This window comes from Bellilinea sp., assembly GCF_053501535.1.
The window spans coordinates 1-19015 of sequence record NZ_JBRCOK010000140.1; the positions used below are offsets into that span (position 1 = coordinate 1).

19 protein-coding genes are annotated in these 19015 nt (G+C 53.3%); 16 read left to right on the forward strand and 3 right to left on the reverse strand.

Going from position 1 to position 19015, the window contains the following annotated elements; genetic code table 11:
- Positions 1-1003 (forward strand): ATP-binding protein (locus tag ACWIZX_RS12605; RefSeq protein WP_448336022.1); only part of this gene is annotated, 1003 nt, incomplete at its 5' end.
- Here the strand turns inward: ACWIZX_RS12605 and cysS are convergent.
- The 3 genes from cysS to ACWIZX_RS12620 are packed head-to-tail and all read right to left on the reverse strand — an operon-like array spanning position 1000 to position 4278.
- Complete coding sequence (gene cysS / locus ACWIZX_RS12610) at positions 1000-2388, reverse strand: cysteine--tRNA ligase (protein WP_448336023.1); 1389 nt, start codon at positions 2386-2388, stop codon at positions 1000-1002. The genes ACWIZX_RS12605 and cysS overlap by 4 nt on opposite strands.
- Before the next feature lie 43 nt (positions 2389-2431).
- A complete protein-coding gene (locus ACWIZX_RS12615; RefSeq protein ID WP_448336024.1) occupies positions 2432-2857 on the reverse strand; it encodes an EamA family transporter in 426 nt (141 codons plus the stop codon).
- The gene (locus ACWIZX_RS12620; protein WP_448336025.1) at positions 2857-4278 is read right to left on the reverse strand and encodes an aminotransferase class V-fold PLP-dependent enzyme; all 1422 of its coding nucleotides are present in this window, start codon (positions 4276-4278) and stop codon (positions 2857-2859) included. The genes ACWIZX_RS12615 and ACWIZX_RS12620 overlap by 1 nt, the downstream gene beginning before the upstream one ends.
- A 32-nt stretch (positions 4279-4310) precedes the next feature.
- Between ACWIZX_RS12620 and mraZ the strand changes: the two genes are divergently transcribed.
- The 15 genes from mraZ to ACWIZX_RS12695 all read left to right on the forward strand — a co-directional run.
- Positions 4311-4877: a division/cell wall cluster transcriptional repressor MraZ gene (gene mraZ / locus ACWIZX_RS12625; RefSeq protein WP_322794527.1), complete on the forward strand. Its 567-nt coding sequence runs from the start codon at positions 4311-4313 to the stop codon at positions 4875-4877.
- Between the two features lie 14 nt (positions 4878-4891).
- Positions 4892-5827, forward strand: coding sequence for a 16S rRNA (cytosine(1402)-N(4))-methyltransferase RsmH (gene rsmH / locus ACWIZX_RS12630; protein WP_448336026.1), 936 nt, complete (start codon positions 4892-4894; stop codon positions 5825-5827).
- A gap of 68 nt (positions 5828-5895) precedes the next feature.
- Positions 5896-6369, forward strand: coding sequence for a hypothetical protein (locus ACWIZX_RS12635; protein ID WP_322794529.1), 474 nt, complete (start codon positions 5896-5898; stop codon positions 6367-6369).
- Positions 6366-8135, forward strand: a complete 1770-nt coding sequence (locus tag ACWIZX_RS12640) for a peptidoglycan D,D-transpeptidase FtsI family protein (protein ID WP_448336027.1) — start codon at positions 6366-6368, stop codon at positions 8133-8135. Before ACWIZX_RS12635 ends, ACWIZX_RS12640 begins: the two co-directional genes overlap by 4 nt.
- Before the next feature lie 12 nt (positions 8136-8147).
- Positions 8148-9569 (forward strand): UDP-N-acetylmuramoyl-tripeptide--D-alanyl-D-alanine ligase, encoded by a 1422-nt coding sequence (locus ACWIZX_RS12645; protein WP_448336028.1) that lies wholly within the window; start codon positions 8148-8150, stop codon positions 9567-9569.
- Positions 9566-10558, forward strand: coding sequence for a phospho-N-acetylmuramoyl-pentapeptide-transferase (gene mraY, locus ACWIZX_RS12650; protein WP_322794532.1), 993 nt, complete (start codon positions 9566-9568; stop codon positions 10556-10558). The genes ACWIZX_RS12645 and mraY overlap by 4 nt, the downstream gene beginning before the upstream one ends.
- A 2-nt stretch (positions 10559-10560) precedes the next feature.
- On the forward strand, positions 10561-11943 hold the full coding sequence (murD, locus tag ACWIZX_RS12655) for a UDP-N-acetylmuramoyl-L-alanine--D-glutamate ligase (protein ID WP_448336029.1): 1383 nt from the start codon (positions 10561-10563) through the stop codon (positions 11941-11943).
- Positions 11922-13172 (forward strand): FtsW/RodA/SpoVE family cell cycle protein, encoded by a 1251-nt coding sequence (locus ACWIZX_RS12660; RefSeq protein ID WP_448336030.1) that lies wholly within the window; start codon positions 11922-11924, stop codon positions 13170-13172. The genes murD and ACWIZX_RS12660 overlap by 22 nt, the downstream gene beginning before the upstream one ends.
- Positions 13132-14208, forward strand: coding sequence for a UDP-N-acetylglucosamine--N-acetylmuramyl-(pentapeptide) pyrophosphoryl-undecaprenol N-acetylglucosamine transferase (locus ACWIZX_RS12665; RefSeq protein WP_448336035.1), 1077 nt, complete (start codon positions 13132-13134; stop codon positions 14206-14208). Before ACWIZX_RS12660 ends, ACWIZX_RS12665 begins: the two co-directional genes overlap by 41 nt.
- Positions 14202-14750 carry a hypothetical protein gene (locus tag ACWIZX_RS12670; RefSeq protein WP_448336031.1) on the forward strand — a complete coding sequence of 183 codons (549 nt, stop codon included), beginning with the start codon at positions 14202-14204 and terminating at the stop codon, positions 14748-14750. Before ACWIZX_RS12665 ends, ACWIZX_RS12670 begins: the two co-directional genes overlap by 7 nt.
- A complete protein-coding gene (gene murC / locus ACWIZX_RS12675) occupies positions 14750-16141 on the forward strand; it encodes a UDP-N-acetylmuramate--L-alanine ligase (protein ID WP_448336032.1) in 1392 nt (463 codons plus the stop codon). The genes ACWIZX_RS12670 and murC overlap by 1 nt, the downstream gene beginning before the upstream one ends.
- Positions 16134-16328, forward strand: coding sequence for a hypothetical protein (locus ACWIZX_RS12680; RefSeq protein WP_322792227.1), 195 nt, complete (start codon positions 16134-16136; stop codon positions 16326-16328). The genes murC and ACWIZX_RS12680 overlap by 8 nt, the downstream gene beginning before the upstream one ends.
- 11 nt (positions 16329-16339) lie before the next feature.
- The gene (gene murB / locus ACWIZX_RS12685) at positions 16340-17302 is read left to right on the forward strand and encodes a UDP-N-acetylmuramate dehydrogenase (protein ID WP_448336033.1); all 963 of its coding nucleotides are present in this window, start codon (positions 16340-16342) and stop codon (positions 17300-17302) included.
- A complete protein-coding gene (locus tag ACWIZX_RS12690) occupies positions 17299-18408 on the forward strand; it encodes a D-alanine--D-alanine ligase family protein (RefSeq protein WP_322794096.1) in 1110 nt (369 codons plus the stop codon). The genes murB and ACWIZX_RS12690 overlap by 4 nt, the downstream gene beginning before the upstream one ends.
- Positions 18405-19015 (forward strand): cell division protein FtsQ/DivIB (locus ACWIZX_RS12695; RefSeq protein WP_448336034.1); only part of this gene is annotated, 611 nt, incomplete at its 3' end. The genes ACWIZX_RS12690 and ACWIZX_RS12695, both read left to right, overlap by 4 nt.

Consider the following 19015-nt stretch of genomic DNA (forward strand, 5'->3'; position numbering starts at 1 on the left):
GCTCGATGGGGAAGTTCAGGTCACCAAAAAATTCGATGAAAACGAGGAAAGGTTGTTAAAAATTCTACGGGCAGGCGACTTTTTTGGTGAAATGGCCATCATTCATGATGCGCCGCGTGCTGCAACGATCACCGCTTTAACGGAAGTTGAAGTACTCGAAATACAGCGAGAAACATTTACCCGGTTGTTGCAAAGCAACAGCCAGCTTTCACTGGCCATGGTGCGCGAAGTCAGCCGCCGTTTGCGGGAAAATGATGAGATGGCGATTGCGGATTTGCGTAAAAAAGCCGAAGAATTAAGTGAAGCCTACCGGCAGCTCTCTCAACAGGAAGCGGCGCGTCGCCAGTTTTTGACCACCATTGCTCACGAACTGCGCACGCCGCTCATGGCGGCCAACGGCTTTTTGCAGATTATCCGCAGCGGCGCATTACCGGAGGAAACCCTGCAAAGCGCTTTGGAAACGGTTGCGCGCAATTTAAAGGAAATTACGGCTTTGATTAACGATATTTTATTCTTGCAAGAGATGGAATTGATCCTGCCGGAGTTTCAACCAACCGATTTGAGCCAGATCATTCTGGAAGTTATCGAGACTTACCGTCCGATGGCTCAGCAACAGGGGATTGAATTGCAGGTCAACCTGCCGGCGGACGCCGTGCAGGTTCTTGGAGATGCAAAAAGTTTGGGGCGGGCGCTGGCAGCCGTGGTGGATAATGCCATCAAGTTCAGCCCAGACGGGGGTAAGGTTGGAATCAGTCTGTTACCCCATGAAAATTGGGCGGAAATTCAGGTGGAGGACTGCGGCGTTGGCATTCCATCCGAAGCGCTGCCTTTTATTTTCGATCGTTTTTACCATCTGGATGAAGTCAATGGCCATCTGTTTCGCGGTGCGGGGCTGGGGTTATCCATTGCCCGGCAGGTGATCAAACAGCACGGCGGCGAGATTGCCGTACAGAGCGCTTTGGGGCGGGGAAGCACCTTCCGGCTGCGGCTGAAGCGCGGTTAAACCGATCGGCGGCTTTTGATTTTCGGCCCCTGAGGGGTATCCATCACCTCGTATCCGGCGGCTATAATCTGATTGCGCAGTACGTCGGCATCCTGCCAGCGTTTTTCGGCGCGGGCCTGCTGACGCAGCTCAACCAGCCGTAAAATCTCGTCCGGGATTACTTCTTCAGGCGGCTGCCAGCTGGCCAGATTCAACCCCAGCACGCGGTCAAATTCCAGCACAGTGGCTTTCTTGACCCCATTGGGGAGGTTGGAGCGCACCAGTTCCCAGGTCAGCGCCATGGCGCGCGGCATGTTCAGGTCATCGTTGATGACTTCGAGGAATTTTTGCAGGTAAGCCGGGTCGGCTTGGGTCGGTTCGCCCCACTCGTAAAAAATGTTGCGCAATCGGTCAAGCGCTTTGGCAGCCCCGTCCAGCCCTTCCCAGGTAAAGTTCAATTTCTGGCGGTAAATGGCATTCAGGCAGAACATGCGGTAGGCGAGCGGGTCATAGCCTTCTTCGATGAGTGTTTCTACCCGCAGGAATTTACCGCTGGACTTGGACATTTTTACGCCTTCATCCAGCTGCAGAAAATAACCGTGCAGCCAGAAGTTGGCCAAACGAGTGCCGTAGCAGGCCTCAGTTTGGGCAATTTCGTTGGTGTGATGGACGGTGATATGATCTTCCCCTCCGCAGTGGATATCGAAAAAGGGTCCAAGATACTTGGCAGACATGGCGGAGCATTCAATGTGCCAGCCGGGAAAGCCAACTCCCCATGGGCTGTCCCATTCCATCTGCCGCTTTTGATCCTTGGGGCTGAATTTCCAAAGGGCAAAGTCGGTGGGATGCCGTTTTTCACCCATCTCGATGCGCGCGCCGGCCTGCAGTCCCTCAATATCCAGCCTGCCCAAATAGCCGTAGGAGGGCAGTTTGCTGGTGTCAAAGTAAATCCCATCCGAAGTGCGATAAGTGAAGCCCATCTCCTCGATGCAGCGAATGAAGTCAATCTGTTCCTGAATATGGTCGGTTGCCCGGCACCAGATGGTCGGTTCGAGGATATTCAGGCGTTTCAGGTCTTTGCGGAATTCCTCGGTGTAGTATTCGGCGATTTCCCAGGCGGTTTTACCGGCGCGGCGTGCTCCGGCTTCCATTTTATCTTCACCGGTATCGGCATCCGAAGTAAGATGACCAACATCGGTAATGTTCATCACATGCTTGACCTGATAGCCGTTAAACATCAAAACCCGCCGGAGAATATCTTCAAAGATGTAGGTGCGCAGGTTGCCGATATGGGCATAGTCATACACCGTTGGGCCGCAGGTGTACATACCGACTTCTGGCGGGTTAAGGGGTTGAAATTCGCGCAGACTGCGAGTGTAGGTATCGAACAAGACCAGAGGTGTCATGGAAGTTCTTTTCTCTTGATACTGTGATTTTCTTTTCTATATTTTACTCGATGGTCAGCAAAATAATCCCCCCAATCGTCAGTGACATTCCCAGAATGGTTTTGAGGGTAAGGGCTTCCCCGCCAAAGATTAACCCCATCAATGCGCCAAACAGCGGCGAGGTGAAAGCAATCGGCATGACCCGGCCGAGCGGCGCGCCTTTGATAGCGGTATAGAAACATAACATACCCGCGGCACCGGCAACAATGCCGCCACCAACGATCATGTAAATGAGCGCCTTGCTGCTTGCCAGCGGAACCGTTTTCCACTGCGGGTAGGAGGCTACAGCCAGTAAAACGAAGGCCACCAGCGTCCGAAGGGTGATGCCCATGGTGGGAGAAAGGTTGCCCAGATGTAAACCCTTCTTTTCAAAATAACCGCCTACTCCCCAGCAAATTGCCGCTAAAAGTGCAAAAATCTGCGGTTTCATCAGGCAATTCCTCCGTTTGGATGAAAGGTAAAGTAATCTTCAAAATGGGTCTGCCAGCCGAGCGGGAAAAATTCGCCTGTGGCAGAGTTTTGTTGATATCTGCCGATGTACTTGCCGGCGCGGATTTGGTGTAATGCTTCGACCAGTCGGTCAACATCGTCCTTCGAATTGTACAGGCCAAAAGAAATCCGCACCATGCCGGGGGCGTTGCGCCGGTCGCCGCTGATCATCTGGCTGCGGATTTGATCTGCCTCCTCCTCGCTGAATCCCAGCAAATGGAGCAGGTAGGGATGGGCACAGAAACATCCATTGCGTACGCCAATGCCGTATTCGTAACCCAAAATGGCCGCAACCAGAAAATGTGACATGCCCTCCAAATTGATTGGAATGACCCCCAGCCGTTGATCGGCGAACTCCGGGCGTGGATCGCCGTAAATATGAATGCCGGATAGAGATTGTAATTTTCGCAGCGCGTAGGCGGTCAAATCCGCTTCATGGGCAGCGACGGTATCCATGCCAATTTGTGCCAGCTGGGCGGCGGCAGCCGCCATAGCCACAGCGCCAATCGTGTTGGGGCTGCCGGCTTCTTCACGTTCTGGGGGTGCCGACCAGACCACCTGTTGTTTGGTGACAATTTCAACCTGACCGCCACCGCGCAGGTCGGGGTCGCCCTGCTCAAAAATATCACGCCGGCCAATCAGAGCGCCGCTGCCAAAGGGTGCATACATTTTATGTGCCGAAAGGGCGATGTAATCGAGATGGGCAGGATCATCCAGCGGAAGCAGGTTCACCTTGCGGTGAGGGGCAAGCTGGGCGCAATCCACCATGATTTGAGCGCCGGCATGATGGGCTTTTTCTGCCAGGCGGTGGATCGGGTTAATATAGCCGGTTACATTGCTGGCGCCGCTAATGGCTACCAGGGCAATTCTGCCGCGATACTTTTCAAGCAGTTCGTCGTAATGGGTTTCATCCAGTCGTCCATCCGGCAACAGGCGGACGTGCACCACATTTGCAACCGCCCGCCATGGTAAATCATTGGAGTGGTGTTCCATCTGGCTGATCAGGACGATGTTGCGCTGTTCGGAAAACGGAAAGCGCCGGGCAAGTTTGTTGATGGCTTCGGTGGTGTTCTTACCGAAGATGCACAGATGAGTCTGGCTATCTGCTCCGACAAAATCAAGCAGAAGAGAGCGGGCGGATTCGTAAGCGTGGGTGGAAAGCTGACTCTTGAAACCGGTGCCGCGGTGGACACTGGCGTAGTAAGTCAGGAACTGGTTGACGGTATCCTTAACGTGGAGCAGGGCGGGGGTGGAAGCAGCGTTATCCAGATTCACATAAGGGAGGGTTGCGCCGCTCAGGGTCGGCACAGGTGTGTCCATCCCGCAAAAAAGGGTACGAAAATCAGAAGGATTTGTTTTCATGGCCTCCTCGTGGGATTGTAAGGTTAACAGTTTTGTCAAACCACTTGCAAAATGGTGAGAAAACCGCTATACTAGTGGTAGATTTTGGTAGAAAGTGGGTTAAGGTGGTAGGAAGCGCCGGAAGCACCGGCGTTCCGCTGTTAAAAGGAGAATTGGAACAAATGTTCTTAGGCCAGTTTGAGCACTCCATAGATGAGAAAGGTCGGATGGTGATACCCAGCCGCTACCGCGACTTGCTTGAACTGGGTGGGGCGTATGTGACGCTCGGCTTTGATCAAAATTTGATGGTCTTGACAGCTTCCTCCTTTAAAGAGATTGCAGAAAATACCCGCAAAGTCAGTCTTACTGATGAAGATGCCCGTGACCTCAAGCGCTGGATCTTTGCCAACGCCGTTTGGGTAGAGGTGGATCGCATCGGGCGTGTCCTCATTCCGCAGCACCTGCGCGATAAAGCCCGCTTGAATACGGCCGTCGTCGTTGTGGGAGCGGGTGATTATTTTGAGATCTGGGCAGCCGAACTGTGGAACCAGCGCGTGAAACAGATTGAAGACTCTGAGCAGGCAGCAAAACGGTTTTCATCGTTTGATATCCGCCTGTGACCGGTGGCAAAGGGATGGCCAAAGCAGAGGCAGTTCCTCACCACCAACCTGTACTTTACCATGAAATTATACACGCTTTAAGGCCGCAAAGCCCGGGGAGATACGTTGACGCGACCGTTGGCGCCGGGGGGCATGCCTGGGGGATACTGGAAGCAAGCGCGCCGGATGGGCAGCTTTTAGCGCTGGATAGAGACCCACAGGCGCTGGCAATCGCGAGCCAGCGCCTGTCTGTATATCATCCGCGTGTGATTCTCGTCCATGCTTCCTACACTCGACTGCGGGAGGAACTGAGCCGGCTTGGATGGACACAGGTCAACGGCATTGTGTTTGATCTGGGGGTTTCCTCCATGCAACTGGATCAGGCAGAACGTGGATTTTCCTTCCTCGCCGACGGGCTGTTGGATATGCGTTTCGATCCCACCACCGGTATAAGCGCTTCTGATCTGGTCAATACCCTTTCGGAAGAGGAATTGACCGAATTGATCTGGCGTTATGGGGAAGAGCGTCATGCCCGGCGAATTGCCCGTGAAATTTGCCGTTCGCGTCCGCTGCACACCACTGTAGAACTGGCGCAAATTGTGGAGCGGGTAGTCGGCGGGCAGCGCGAGCGCATCCATCCGGCAACCCGTACTTTTCAGGCTTTGCGGATTGCGGTCAACAATGAGCTGCGTGCGCTGGAAGAAGCGCTCCCGGCGGCAGCCGAGTCGTTGGCGAGCGGCGGCAGGCTGGCGGTGATTTCCTTTCACTCTTTGGAAGACCGGATTGTCAAACAGTTCTTCCGCCGTGAAAGCAAAGACTGTATTTGCCCACCGGAGCAGCCGGTATGTACCTGCAATCACCGTGCAACCCTGCGGGAAATTACCCGCAAACCGATTCTTCCCTCTTCCGAGGAAATTGAGACGAACCCAAGAGCCCGAAGCGCAAAACTACGCGTAGCAGAAAAAATCTGAACTGGCATGACAATTGCAATCCATACCCCAAAAGAAAGAATAAATCCTTGAACGGAGCAACTTCCAAGATGAATCAGCGAATCATTCAAGCCTATCGCCAAGCCCCATGGCGCGTTCAGCTCCAGTGGATTGGTTTGTTTTTGCTGATACTGGTGGTAGGGATGCTGATTGCGGGTGTGTATGTGTATGTCAGCGGACGGGCTGCCGAAACTGGAGCGCGTATCAAAAGCCTTGAGCTGGAACGGGAAGGGCTGGCGATTCGGATTGCAGATATGCGCACCCAGCTGGCTCTCTTGAACTCCTCGCAGGTGATGCTGGAACGGGCGGAAAAACTGGGCTTTCGCCCGGCAGAGCGTGAGGATCTGGTCTATCTTCCGGTAGAAGGGATAAGCGTCCGTGAGGTGGTTTTTTTGGCTCCGCCACCGGCTGCCATTCAACGTGAAAACAAACTGCTCCGACCGGCTTATACCCAATCGCTGTGGGATTTGCTGTATCAAAGCGCTTATCAATTCATGAATACGAGAGGGGGGCAGCGTCCATGAATGGCGGTATCGGGCGGATGCGATTAATTGGAGCAGTGTTTGTACTGCTGAGTGCGGCGATTGTTTATCAGATGGTTCGCATTCAAAACAGCGAACATTCCCGCCAACTGGTGGAAATGTTTGCTAAAACATATAACCAGCAGGTACGCGTCATCATTCCGGAACGCGGTAATATTTATGACCGCTGGGGTAATTTACTGGCAGGTAATAAGGAAGTATACGAGGTGGGCATTGCTCCACAGCAGGTGATCAACCCCGAAACGGTTGCCAGAGACCTGGCAGCGGTATTAGAAGTGGATTATTACGATACCCTTCGTAAGGCTGAATCCTATCGGAAAGAGGGCAACGAGCGTTACGAAGTCATCAAGGATTTTGTTCCGGCCGAAAAAATTCGCATGCTGGAAGAAAAGGTCAATGCTTACGAGCAGGCGGAAAAACCAAAGAAAGGGCCTGCCCCCTCGCTGGTTGGTGTATTCTGGCGTCCGCACCTTATTCGCAGTTATCCCGAAAATGAACTGGCTGCCAACGTGCTGGGTTTTTATAATTACCTGGACCGCTGGACCGGCAGGGGTATGCTGGGGCTGGAAGAGCAGTATAATAACCTGCTTGCAGGGAACAAACAGCAGGTCATCCTGCCGATGAATCCCACCGAAATCCAGGAAATTCCTGAAATTCCGCCGGGTGCAAGTTTGATTACATCGCTGGATCGGGATATTCAGGCAGCCATGGAACGGATTATTGACCAGGCCGTTGAAGCCAACGGCGCAGAGTCAGGCACATTAGTGGTGATGGATCCAAAAACGGGTGAAATTCTGGCGATGGCAACCACGCCGCACTTCAACCCCAACGAATACTGGCGGTATGGTGAGGTCTTCCCATTGGGCAGCTACTTTAACCGGGCGATCAGCCAATTGTACGAGCCCGGCTCGGTATTCAAAGTGTTGACCATGGCTGCCGCCATAGATGCCGGAGCGGTTCAGCCCGAAACACCCTTCGTGGATGTTGGTGCGATTGAAGTGGGCGGTATCTGGATTTACAACTGGGACCGCGGTGCGTGGGGTCCTCAGGACATGGTTGGTTGCATGCAACATTCTTTGAATGTGTGTCTGGCCTGGGTAGCTCAGGAATTAGGCCCTACCCGGTTTTATAAGTACTTGCAGGACTTTGGAATCGGGCGTTATACCGGCATTGATCTGGCTGGCGAGCAGGTTTATCCGCTAAGTTTGCCCGGTGATACCAACTGGTATCCGGTCAATCTGGGCACCAATTCCTTTGGACAGGGTGTGGCTGTTACCCCCATTCAGATGATTACGGCAATTGCTGCCATGGCAAACGATGGCAAAATGATGGCGCCGCATGTCGTCAAAGCCTACATTCAGGATGGCGTTCAGTATGCGGTCAATCCACGGGTGATTCGTCAGGTGGTTAAACCCGATACTGCCCGGACGATTACCGATATGCTGGCTGCTTCGCTGGAGAACGAGGCTTCTAACGCTCTGGTGGAAGGTTATCGGATTGCCGGAAAAACCGGAACGGCGGAAATCCCCGGCCCGGGTGGTTATACCAGTATGACCAATGCCTCGTTTGTCGGGTGGGGGCCTGTAGATGATCCCAGGTTTATTGTATATGTCTGGCTGGAAAAACCGACCAGTTCGCCATGGGGTTCGGTGGTAGCAGCCCCGGTATTCAGTCAGGCGGTTGAGGAACTGGTGGTGTTGATGAAAATACCACCCGATGAGGTCAGGCAACAACTGGCAAGTCCATGAGGTGAATCGTAGATGTTAACGCTGGCGGATGTTTTCGAAGCCCTGAGTGGTGTAAGACCCCAAGCTGCCTCGCTGGTCATCAGTGAGGCTGCAATCGATTCTCGCCAGCTGATACCGGGCTCAATGTTTGTGGCGCTGAAGGGTGAACGCAGCGATGGTCATGACTATGTGGGCGCAGCGTTTGAACGGGGTGCGCACCTTGCGTTGATTCAGAGAGAGGTGGTGGTTGACCGGCCGGTAGTGGATTTACGCACCCTGGATTTCAGCGAGGGTTGGGAGTTGCCCGACCCGCCGTTTTGTATTCGGGTTGAAGACACCCTGCAAAGCCTGCAAAAGCTGGCGGCTTACTGGCGGCGCAAGCATGACCTGCGCGTGATTGGCATCACCGGTTCGGTGGGTAAAACGACCACCAAAGAACTGATTACCGAGGTTTTAGCCCAGCGTTACCGCGTTTTGAAAACACAGGGAAATTTGAATAACGAAATCGGACTGCCGCTTACTTTGCTGCGATTGACGGCAGCCCATCAGGCGGCTGTTTTGGAAATGGGTTTTTATGTGCCCGGGGAAATTGCCTTTTTGTGTGAAATTGCCCAACCACAGGTGGGGGTGATTACCAGTATTGGCACCGTCCACGCTGAACGGGCCGGATCTCAGGAGATGATTGCCAGAGGCAAATCGGAGCTGGTGCAGGCATTACCGCCGGCGCCTGGCGGTGTGGCAGTTTTGAACTGGGATGACCCGTGGGTGCGTTGGATGGCAGACAAAACCCGTGCGCAGCTGTTTACCTATGGTTTGGATGCTCAAACTGATCTGTGGGCCGACCAGATTGAAGGACTGGGGTTGAAGGGGATTCGCTTCCGCCTGCATTTTCGGAATGAAATGATTCATTTGCGGGTTCCCATTATTGGACGGCACTCGGTGCATACCATCCTCCGGGCGGTGGCAGTTGGTCTGATTTCGGGGGTCAGCTGGCAGGAAATACTCTATGCCTTGCAGCACAGTCAATCTCAATTGAGGATGGTGACGGTCAATTTGAGTAACGGAGCAATGATTCTGGACGATTCCTACAACGCCGCGCCCGAATCAACCCTGGCGGCTTTGAATTTATTATCCGAGATGAATGGCAGAAAAATTGCTGTGCTGGGGGATATGCTGGAGCTGGGGATTTACGAGCAGCAAGGCCATGAAAAGGTAGGGGTTCGGGCGGCAGAAGTAGCCGATACGCTCATTACTGTTGGAAAACTGGGGCGAATCATTGCCGAATCGGCTCACCAAGCCGGTCTGCCTTCCTCGAAAATCCACATCACCGATGGGGTGGAACAGGCAACCGACTTGCTGCGCGGTATATTGCGCGAGGGAGATGTGGCTTTGGTCAAGGGTTCGCACGGCTTGCGCATGGATCGCATCGCAGCTGCCCTGGAGGTCGAATCATGAGAGAAACATCCCTTGCGCTGGCGCTTAGCGGTTTGAGTTTTATGCTGGCCATCATCTGGGGTTCGCCGTTGCTGCGGGTGCTGCGCCATTTTCGAATTGGGAAAATCATCCGTGTTGAGGAACCGGATCGCCACTTCACTAAGATGGGCACGCCGACGATGGGCGGGGTGATGATTTTGCTACCGGTCATGTTATTGACCATCCTGTTGAATGCCGCCTCGTTGATTGGGGTAACGGTGCTTGGCCGGTCGGTTTTGCTGCCGCTTCTGGTACTGTTCTGCTATGCCGTACTGGGTGCTCTGGATGACTGGGAAGGTATCCGTGGCCCGCGGCGTGGTTTGGGAATGCGGGCACGCACCAAGTTTATCGTTCAGTTAATTCTAGCCTTGGGAATTGCCTTTGGGTTGAAATATGTTCTGGAAGTGCCGGAGATGTTCTGGCCTGGCTTTGAAGAACCGATTTCATTAGGCGTCTTTTACATCCCAATTGCAGCTTTCATCATTGTTGGAATGTCAAATGCCGTCAATTTTACCGATGGGCTGGATGGTCTTGCCGGCCTGATTTCCGCAACAGCCTTTGCAGCCTACGGCGGAATTGCCCTGCTGCAGGATCAGGTCTTTCTGGCGCGCTTTTGTTTTACGCTGGTGGGTGCCATCTTCGGCTTTTTATGGTTCAACGTCCATCCGGCTGAATTGTTCATGGGAGATACCGGTTCGCTTTCCATTGGGGCTACGCTGGCAGTGGTGGCATTGATGACCGGTCAGTGGTTGTTACTGCCGATAATCGCCATCATCCCGGTCAGCGAGGCGTTGAGTGTGGTCATTCAAATTCTGTATTTCAAAGCCACAAAGGGAAAACGCTTTTTTAGAATGGCCCCATTGCATTATCACTTTGAACTGGGCGGCTGGAGTGAAACGCAGGTTGTGCAGCGTTTCTGGCTGGTGAGTCTTTTATTTGCCATGTTGGGTGTGGCGCTGGCGGTGGTGTGATCATGAAGAACTGGCGGAATTTACGCGCGTTAGTGATTGGGGCAGCCCGGCAGGGACTGGCGCTCAGCCGTTACCTGGCCAGGCGCGGCGCACGCGTGATTTTGAACGATCAACGCAGTGATGACCAGTTACAGGCTGAAAAAGATGCTATGCAGGGATTTGAAATCGAATGGCGTACGGGAGGGCATCCGCTGGAATTGCTGGACGGTGTGGATGTGGTTTTTGTTTCGGGCGGCGTTCCGCTGGAACTGCCGTTGCTGGTAGAGGCAGTGCGGCGCGGTATTCCGCTTTCCAATGATTCACAATTGTTCCTGGAACAGGTAGCCTGCCCGGTGATTGGAATCACCGGCTCAGCCGGCAAGACTACCACTACCGCGCTGGTCGGGCGGATAGCGCAGGCGGATGTTCGACCGCCCAACAAAGCCTGGGTGGGCGGCAATATCGGGAACCCGCTGATCGAATTTCTGGAAGAAATTAAGCCGGATGACCGGGTGGTGTTGGAACTTTCCAGTTTCCAATTGGAATTGATGAGTGTTTCTCCACATGTGGCGGCTGTATTAAACATAACCCCCAATCACCTTGACCGGCATAAGACCATGGAATCTTATGTGGCTGCGAAAGCTCATATCATTGATTTTCAAAAAAGCGGGGACATTGCCATTCTAAATCGTGAGGACAATCGCTCATGGGGATTGCGTGATCGGGTTAAAGGGAGATTGATTACCTTTGGAGTTGAGCGTCCATTACAAAAATTAGATGGTACTTTTTTGAAAGAGGGTCATATTTACTGGCAGTGCAATGGTGATTTGGTAATTCTGCTCTCTGCCAGCGAGATTCTGCTGCGCGGTGAGCATAACCTCTTGAATGTGCTGGCGGCCTGCGCAATTGCGATGGCAGCCGGTTTTTCGCCAGATTCCATTCGCGAGGGAGTACGTGGTTTTCGGGGTGTGGCTCACCGCCTTGAGCATGTTCGCACCTGGCGGGGAGTGGAATGGTATAACGACTCGATTGCCACCGCGCCGGAACGTGTTCGGGCTGCCCTGCGTGCCTTCAATGAACCCATTGTCCTGCTGCTGGGTGGACGGGACAAACACCTGCCGTGGGACGAACTGGCTGCCGATATCCGCCGGCGGGTAGATCATGTGGTGGTGTTTGGGGAAGCCGCCGAGAAAATTCAGCAGGCGATTGGAACACCGTCCTTCGGTGAACGGCCTTTTACCATTACCCGCTGTGATCGGTTGGAAGAAGCAATTCAGGCGGCGGCCGATGTGGCAGAGGCCGGCGATGTGGTGCTGCTCTCTCCGGGCTGCACCAGTTTTGACGCATTCAAAGACTTTGAGGAAAGAGGGGAGGTATACCGTTTATGGGTGAACAGACTGCCGTGAATTCCAGAATCGCTTCACCACTGGGTGAAAGCTCCGTTCGTCCGATCCGGCTGGGGATTGATGTGCCATTGGTGCTCGCCGTGATGTTTCTGCTGGGTTTTGGCATTTTGATGGTCTATTCGGCTTCGTGGCAGCCTTCCATGCTGGCCGAAAAACCGGTCACCTACTTTTTCCTCAACCAGTTGCGCTGGGTGTTCGTCGGGATAGGGGCTGCGCTGTTCTTTATGTACGTGGATTACCGCCGCTGGAAAAAGTGGCTGGTACCAATGGTTTTGGTGATGATCGTTTTACTGGTGTGGGTCGCTTTCTTTGGGGAAGTGCGTTTCAACTCTCGCCGCACCCTGTTCAATGGTTCGGTGCAGCCCTCGGAACTGGCCAAACTGGTCATTATCATTTACCTTGCCTTCTGGCTGCAATCCAAACAGGAGGTGCTGAACAATATCCATTTTGGACTTATTCCGATGATCACGATTCTAGGGTTAACCGCCGGGTTCATCATGTTGCAGCCTGACCTGAGTGCAACCCTGACTATTCTGGTGCTGGGTGGTTTGATGTTTTTCCTGGCGGGGGTGGACTGGAGGCAAATCATCTTGATTCTGATTTTGGTAGGGGGAATCGGGGCATTCTTTTTGCTTGTTTCGGATACCGGCCGGGTTCGATTTGAACAGTATCTGGTGGCGTTGCAGGACCCGGTCAATGCCCACGATCACATCAAGCGGTCAATTGAATCGATTGTACGCGGTGGTTTTTTCGGTGTCGGAATTGGTAAAGGATCATCAAAATTTGCTCTGCCGGTATCGCACACCGATTCGATTTTTGCCGTGATTGCAGAAGAAACCGGTCTGCTGGGTGCGGGCGTGGTGGTGTTGACCTATATGGTGCTGATGTGGCGGGGCATGAGCATTGCCCGCAAGGCTTTGGATATGCAGGGACGCCTGCTGGCTGCCGGTTTGACTTTTTGGATTACACTGGAGGCCATTTTGAATATGGGAGTCATGGTCAGTGTATTCCCCTTTGCCGGTAATGCTTTACCGTTGATCAGCGCCGGCGGATCGAACCTGACCATGACCATGGCGGCAGTTGGTCTTATTCTCTCGGTTGGCAGGGTAGCCAATCACAAAAAAAACGAAGAAGAAGGGAGAGCATTTAGTGCGGTTGTTAATTTGCGCCGGGGGAACGGGCGGCGGGGTGTATCCCGCGCTTACCGTTCTTCACACAGTCGGAGATGATGCCAACCCCGTTTTGTGGATCGGAGGGGAGGACGGCATGGAGAAGGATCTGGTGACTCGCCAGCAAATCCCCTTCCGTGGCATTCCTGCGGCCGGTGTACATGGTGTAGGGCTGCGGGCTTTGCCGGGCAACCTGCTGCGACTGGCAAAAGGTACGCTTGCCTCTCGCAAGATTTTGCGCGAATTTCAACCGGATGTTCTGTTCTTCACCGGGGGATATGTGGCTGTCCCAATGGCATTGATGGGAATTCCACGAAACAGTCTGCTGTATGTACCGGATATTGAACCGGGGTTGGCTTTGAAAACCCTGGCGCGCTTTGCCGACTGCATTGCAGTCACGGCGGAAGAATCCCGCTCGTTTTTCCCCGCCTCGAAACGCATCGTGGTCACCGGTTACCCGCTCCGACCGGAAATTTTGAAATGGAATCGCTCCCGCGGCAGGGAGTGGTTTGGCATTGCAGAAGATGAAAAGGTTTTGCTTGTGTTCGGAGGCAGCAAGGGGGCGCACAGTATCAATCAGGCAGTGTGGTCAGTGCTGGAAGGTCTCCTTACGAACCTGCATGTCATTCATGTTACCGGGCAGGCTGACTGGCCCTTGGTGGATGCCTGCCGGAATCAATTGCCGGGGGAATGGCTTTCTCGCTATCACGTATTCCCCTACTTACATGAGGAGATGGGTGCTGCCCTGGCAGCAGCAGACCTGGCAGTGTGCCGTGCCGGAGCTTCGACTCTGGGTGAATTGCCTCATTTCGGCTTGCCGGCAATTTTGGTGCCCTATCCCTATGCCTGGCGTTATCAGAAGGTTAATGCAGATTATCTTGCCTCACGCGGGGCAGCAGTCGTAGTGGAAAATGATCGCCTGGCCGATGAGCTGTTACCGACCGTTTCTCAACTGATGGGTGATGAAAATCAAATGAAGGCGATGCGCAAGGCGATGCTTGACCTCGCTCAACCGCACGCGGCGGAAAAAATTGCGGACTTGCTGCGGGAACTGGCACAATCTCCCGCGCAGAAAGGCAGGTTGACCACATGGTGAGCCTTAATGTCGTCTTCTGGCTGCTGGTCATTTTGTTTGCCCTGGTAGGCGGAGTGCGTGGCTGGGCGCGCGAGCTTCTGGTGACCTTTGCGGTGGTGCTGGCGATGTTCATTGTCACCGTATTGGAGCGTTTTGTGCCGTTCATCCGAATCTTGCGGGAAAATGCCCCGGACACCCTTTTCTGGATGCGGGCAATTGTGCTGCTTTCGCTGGTTTTCTTTGGTTATCAAACTCCCAATCTACCCCGTATTGCTCAGACCGGTAAGTTTGCACGCGAACGATTGCAGGATATTCTTTTGGGTTTCTTCCTGGGCGCTGTCAACGGTTTTATGGTGTGGGGAACATTGTGGTGGTTCCTCCACAATGCCAATTATCCATTTCCAATTATTACTGCTCCCGATCCGAACACGGTCATGGGACAGGAAGCCTTGCGCTTAATCAATCTTTTGCCGCCCGAGTGGCTGATGGCAGAAACCGGTACGCCGATTATCTACTTTGCAGTAGCCATTGCATTTGTCTTTGTTCTGGTGGTGTTTATCTGATGAAACATGTGCATCTTGTTGGGATTGGTGGTAGCGGCCTTTCGGCAATAGCCCTCTTCTTGAAAGAGAAGGGCTATCGGGTGACGGGGTCTGACCGGGTACTTTCTCCCTTGGCGGCGCAACTTGTCAGCGAAGGTATTACGGTCTATGCCGGGCATGATGCTGCCAATGTGCGCGGTGCAGATGTGGTGATTCGTTCTTCGGCAGTGCCAGTCGAGAATCCGGAAGTTCAAGCAGCGCTGGCTGCGGGAATACCGGTGCTCAAGCGGCAGGAATTTTTAGAGCAACTGAGTGGGGAGCAAAAGGTGCTTGCAATAGCCGGGACGCATGGCAAGACAACCACCACCGCCATGCTGGCATGGGTTTTAACCCGTTTGAATCATGATCCATCCTACCTGATTGGCGGGGTTTCAAAAAATCTCAAGCGCAATGCCCATGCTGGAAGCGGTAACTGGTTTGTGATCGAAGCGGATGAATATGACAATATGTTCCTTGGCTTGAAGCCGGACATGATCATCCTGACTACGGTGGAACATGATCACCCGGATTGTTTCCCCACCTTGGAAAGTTATTTGAGTGCCTTTGCTCAATTTATCGGGCGGTTGAAACCCGGTGGTGTGGTGATTGCCAACGCTGACAACCCAGCCGCTGCCGATTTGGCGGAGAAATTTCGTCAACGCGGTGGATCAGGCATAACCTATGCCCTTCAGGCATCAGCCGAAGTGCGCGCCAGCCTGATGGGTGTCAACCAGAGCGGAGGTTTTGATTTTGAGGTCACGTTAGCGGCAGAAAACCTGCCGCCTGCCACTGTGCGGGTCGGTTTGCAGGTGCCGGGCAGCCATAATGTGATGAATGCCACTGCAGTAGTGGCGGCCTGCCACTGGCTGGGAATCTCCCTGTACGAGGCAGCCCAGGCCTTGGCAGAATTCAGCGGTACGGGCAGAAGATTTGATGTGTTGGGAGAAGCATATGGTGTCATTGTGGTGGATGATTACGCTCATCACCCGACTGAAGTGAATGCTACCCTTTCGGCTGCAAAAATGCGTTATCCACAGCGGCGCATTTGGGCAGTATGGCAGCCGCACACCTATTCCAGAACATTGACATTGATGGATGGCTTCACCCGTGCATTTCAAATGGCGGATGAGGTGGTGGTAACCGAAGTGTATGCCGCGCGGGAAAGAGATGAGGGTTTTTCTGCCGCGCAAGTGGTAGCCCGTATGGCTCATCCATCCGTCAGATTTATTCCGACCTTGAATGAAGCGGTAGATTTCCTGTTGAAAAATTTGAAAAAAGGGGATGTCTTGCTGGTGCTTTCGGCTGGAGATGCCGACCAGATCAGCGCACGAGTTTTTTCGGGTTTGAAAGAAAAGGAGGTGGCAGATGTCTGATTCCAAGAAACGAACCTATACCTCATCGGTTTCGGTTGTTCCTGCTTTGCGGTTGGAAAGCGCGGAATTTCAAACGCGGAAAGAGCCGCGCCCCCAGCGCGAGTGTTTGACTTCCCGCCCGCCGGCATTGGACAGCAATCGGGAAGATTTACTCAACCGCCTGATCGAGGCAATCAAGGCGCTTTAGGAGATTAGCAGGTGAACTCACCCGTAACCCCTCTTCCGCTCAAAGAGTTGCGTGAGCAATTTGGCCAACGGCTGCAAGAAAATGTGCGGCTGGCGAACTACACTGCTGCACGTGTAGGCGGGCCGGCGGATGCGTTGCTGGTGGTCAACAGTGCGGATGAGTTGGAAAAATGCGTAAAAACGTTGTGGGAGATGAAGATTCCCTTCCTGCTTTTGGGCGGAGGCGCCAACGTGCTGGTCAGTGACCGTGGCTTTCATGGGGTAGTTTTGCTCAACCGGGCACATACGATTAAGATCCATGCCCAAAATGATCCCCCCACTGTTTGGGCTGAATCGGGCGCTAACCTTGGCATGATTGCACGGCAGGCGGCACTGCGTGGTTTGAGCGGATTGGAGTGGGCGAATAGCGTGCCAGGTACGCTGGGAGGGGCAATTTACGGCAACGCCGGGGCTTTTGACGGCGATATGCAGAAAAATTTACTGATGGCAGAAATCTTGCACCCGCAAGAAGGTAAGCAAACCTGGTCAGTTGAAAAGTTCGGTTATGAATATCGCAGCAGTGTATTGAAGCGAAGCGGGACACAAGCGGTAATTCTCTCTGCCACCCTAAAACTGGAAAAAAGCACTCCAGAGGCCGTTAAGGAAAAAATGGACGAATTTTCCAATCGCAGGAAACAGACCCAACCACCGGGCGCCAGCCTGGGTTCCATGTTCAAGAACCCGCCGGGTGATTACGCCGGGCGACTGATTGAAGCGGCCGGTTTGAAAGGGATGCGGATTGGTGGTGTGCAGGTCAGTCCGGTGCATGCCAATTTCTTTGTCAACAGCGAAGCGGCTACGGCCAGCGATTACCGACACTTAATCGAGATTGTTCGCAATACTGTTGAGGAAAAATTTGGTGTTCGGTTGGAACTGGAAGTGGAACTGGTTGGGGATTGGTCTGATGGTGAAACCACTTTAAAAGGTGAGCAATGACAGATAAGATTACAGTTGGAGTTTTCTTCGGTGGGCGTTCCGGTGAGCATGAGGTTTCCTTGCTCTCGGCTCGATCTATTCTTGCCAATCTCGATCCTGCAAAATACCACCTGATAGAAGTCGGTATTACCAAAGAGGGACAGTGGCTGAGTGGTCAGGATGTTTTAGAAGCCTTCCAAACCGGTAGAACTGCGCACTTAACTCCGGTGGCAATGTTACCCCATGCGGGGGATGCCACGCTGTATTTCCTGAAGGATGGGCGGGTTGAACCGTTTACCCGGCTGGATGTGATTTTCCCCGTTTTACACGGTACTTTTGGGGAGGACGGAACGCTGCAGGGCTTATTTGAACTCATCGGTGTTGCTTATGTGGGAGCTGGGGTGCTGGCTTCGGCAGTTGGCATGGACAAAGCCTTGTTTAAAACCGTTCTGCGCGCCTGCAATTTGCCGATTTTGGATTATCTGGTGTTCACCCGCCGGATGGTGGAGGAGGATGCAGAAAAGGTAATCCAGGCCATTGAATCGAGCCTCCAATACCCCGTTTTCATTAAACCGGCAAATTTGGGCTCCTCGGTGGGGATAACCAAATGCCGAAACCGCTCGGATCTGGTGGAGGGTTTATACGAAGCAGCCCGCTATGACCGACGCATTATCGTCGAGCAGGGCCTGGAAAAGCCGCGTGAGATTGAAGTAAGTGTATTGGGAAATGAGCAACCGGAAGCTTCGATACCCGGCGAGGTCGTTCCTGGCGAGGATTTTTATACCTATTCGGCAAAATATCTTTCCGATAATTCTCGTCTGCTGATCCCTGCCCCGCTGCCGGAGGAAGTCAAACAAGAAATTCAGCGGATTGCGCTGGAAACCTACCGCGCCATTGATGGTGCCGGCATGGCAAGAGTGGATTTTCTGGTAGATCGTCAAACCCATCAAATTTATATTAGCGAAGTGAATACCATTCCGGGTTTTACTCAAATCAGTATGTACCCCAAACTTTGGGAAGCGAGCGGACTGCCCTATGCGCAGTTAATAGACCGTCTGATTGAGCTGGCCTTTGAACGCAAAACAGACCGCGACCGAACCGAGTTTCATTATCGGAGGGAAGGATGAGCGTGAATTCAACTTCCGCAATTAATCGAGCCGAGCAATTGCGTCAACGGCGGGCGCAAAAAACAACCAATCGGGCTTCCGCAGCGCGGAAATCTGTGCCGGTCAAATCAACAAGCGGGGCTAAAGCTGGCCCATCCGTACTGTTGAAGGGATATCACGCCAGCACCAGCGTTCCACTGCGGAAAATTCCGCCCATGCGGGTTAAAAGGCAGTATTACTATCCGCTGGGGGCCAGCGGTGCGGAAATTCGCCTGCCGGCTATCCCGTTGGTGAACCCGGGAATGCGTCTGGTATCCGCAATTTTGCTGGTTTTATGTGCAATGGCTCTGTACACACTTGGTTTCAGTGACCAGTTTGAGGTTCAAAGTTTTCAAGTGGTGGGTTTGCAGCGGCTATCCTATGCCGATGTGGAGGCGGTTTTGCGATTGGAGGGTTCACAAATCATTGAATTCGATCCGGGGCAGGCGCGAGAGGCGTTGATTGCCGCTTTTCCAGAACTGGCTTCCATTGATATCCAGGTGGGCTTACCGGCTGAGGTTATCATACAGGTGGTTGAACGCCAGCCGGTGATGATGTGGGACAAGGGTGATCAGGTTTATTGGGTGGA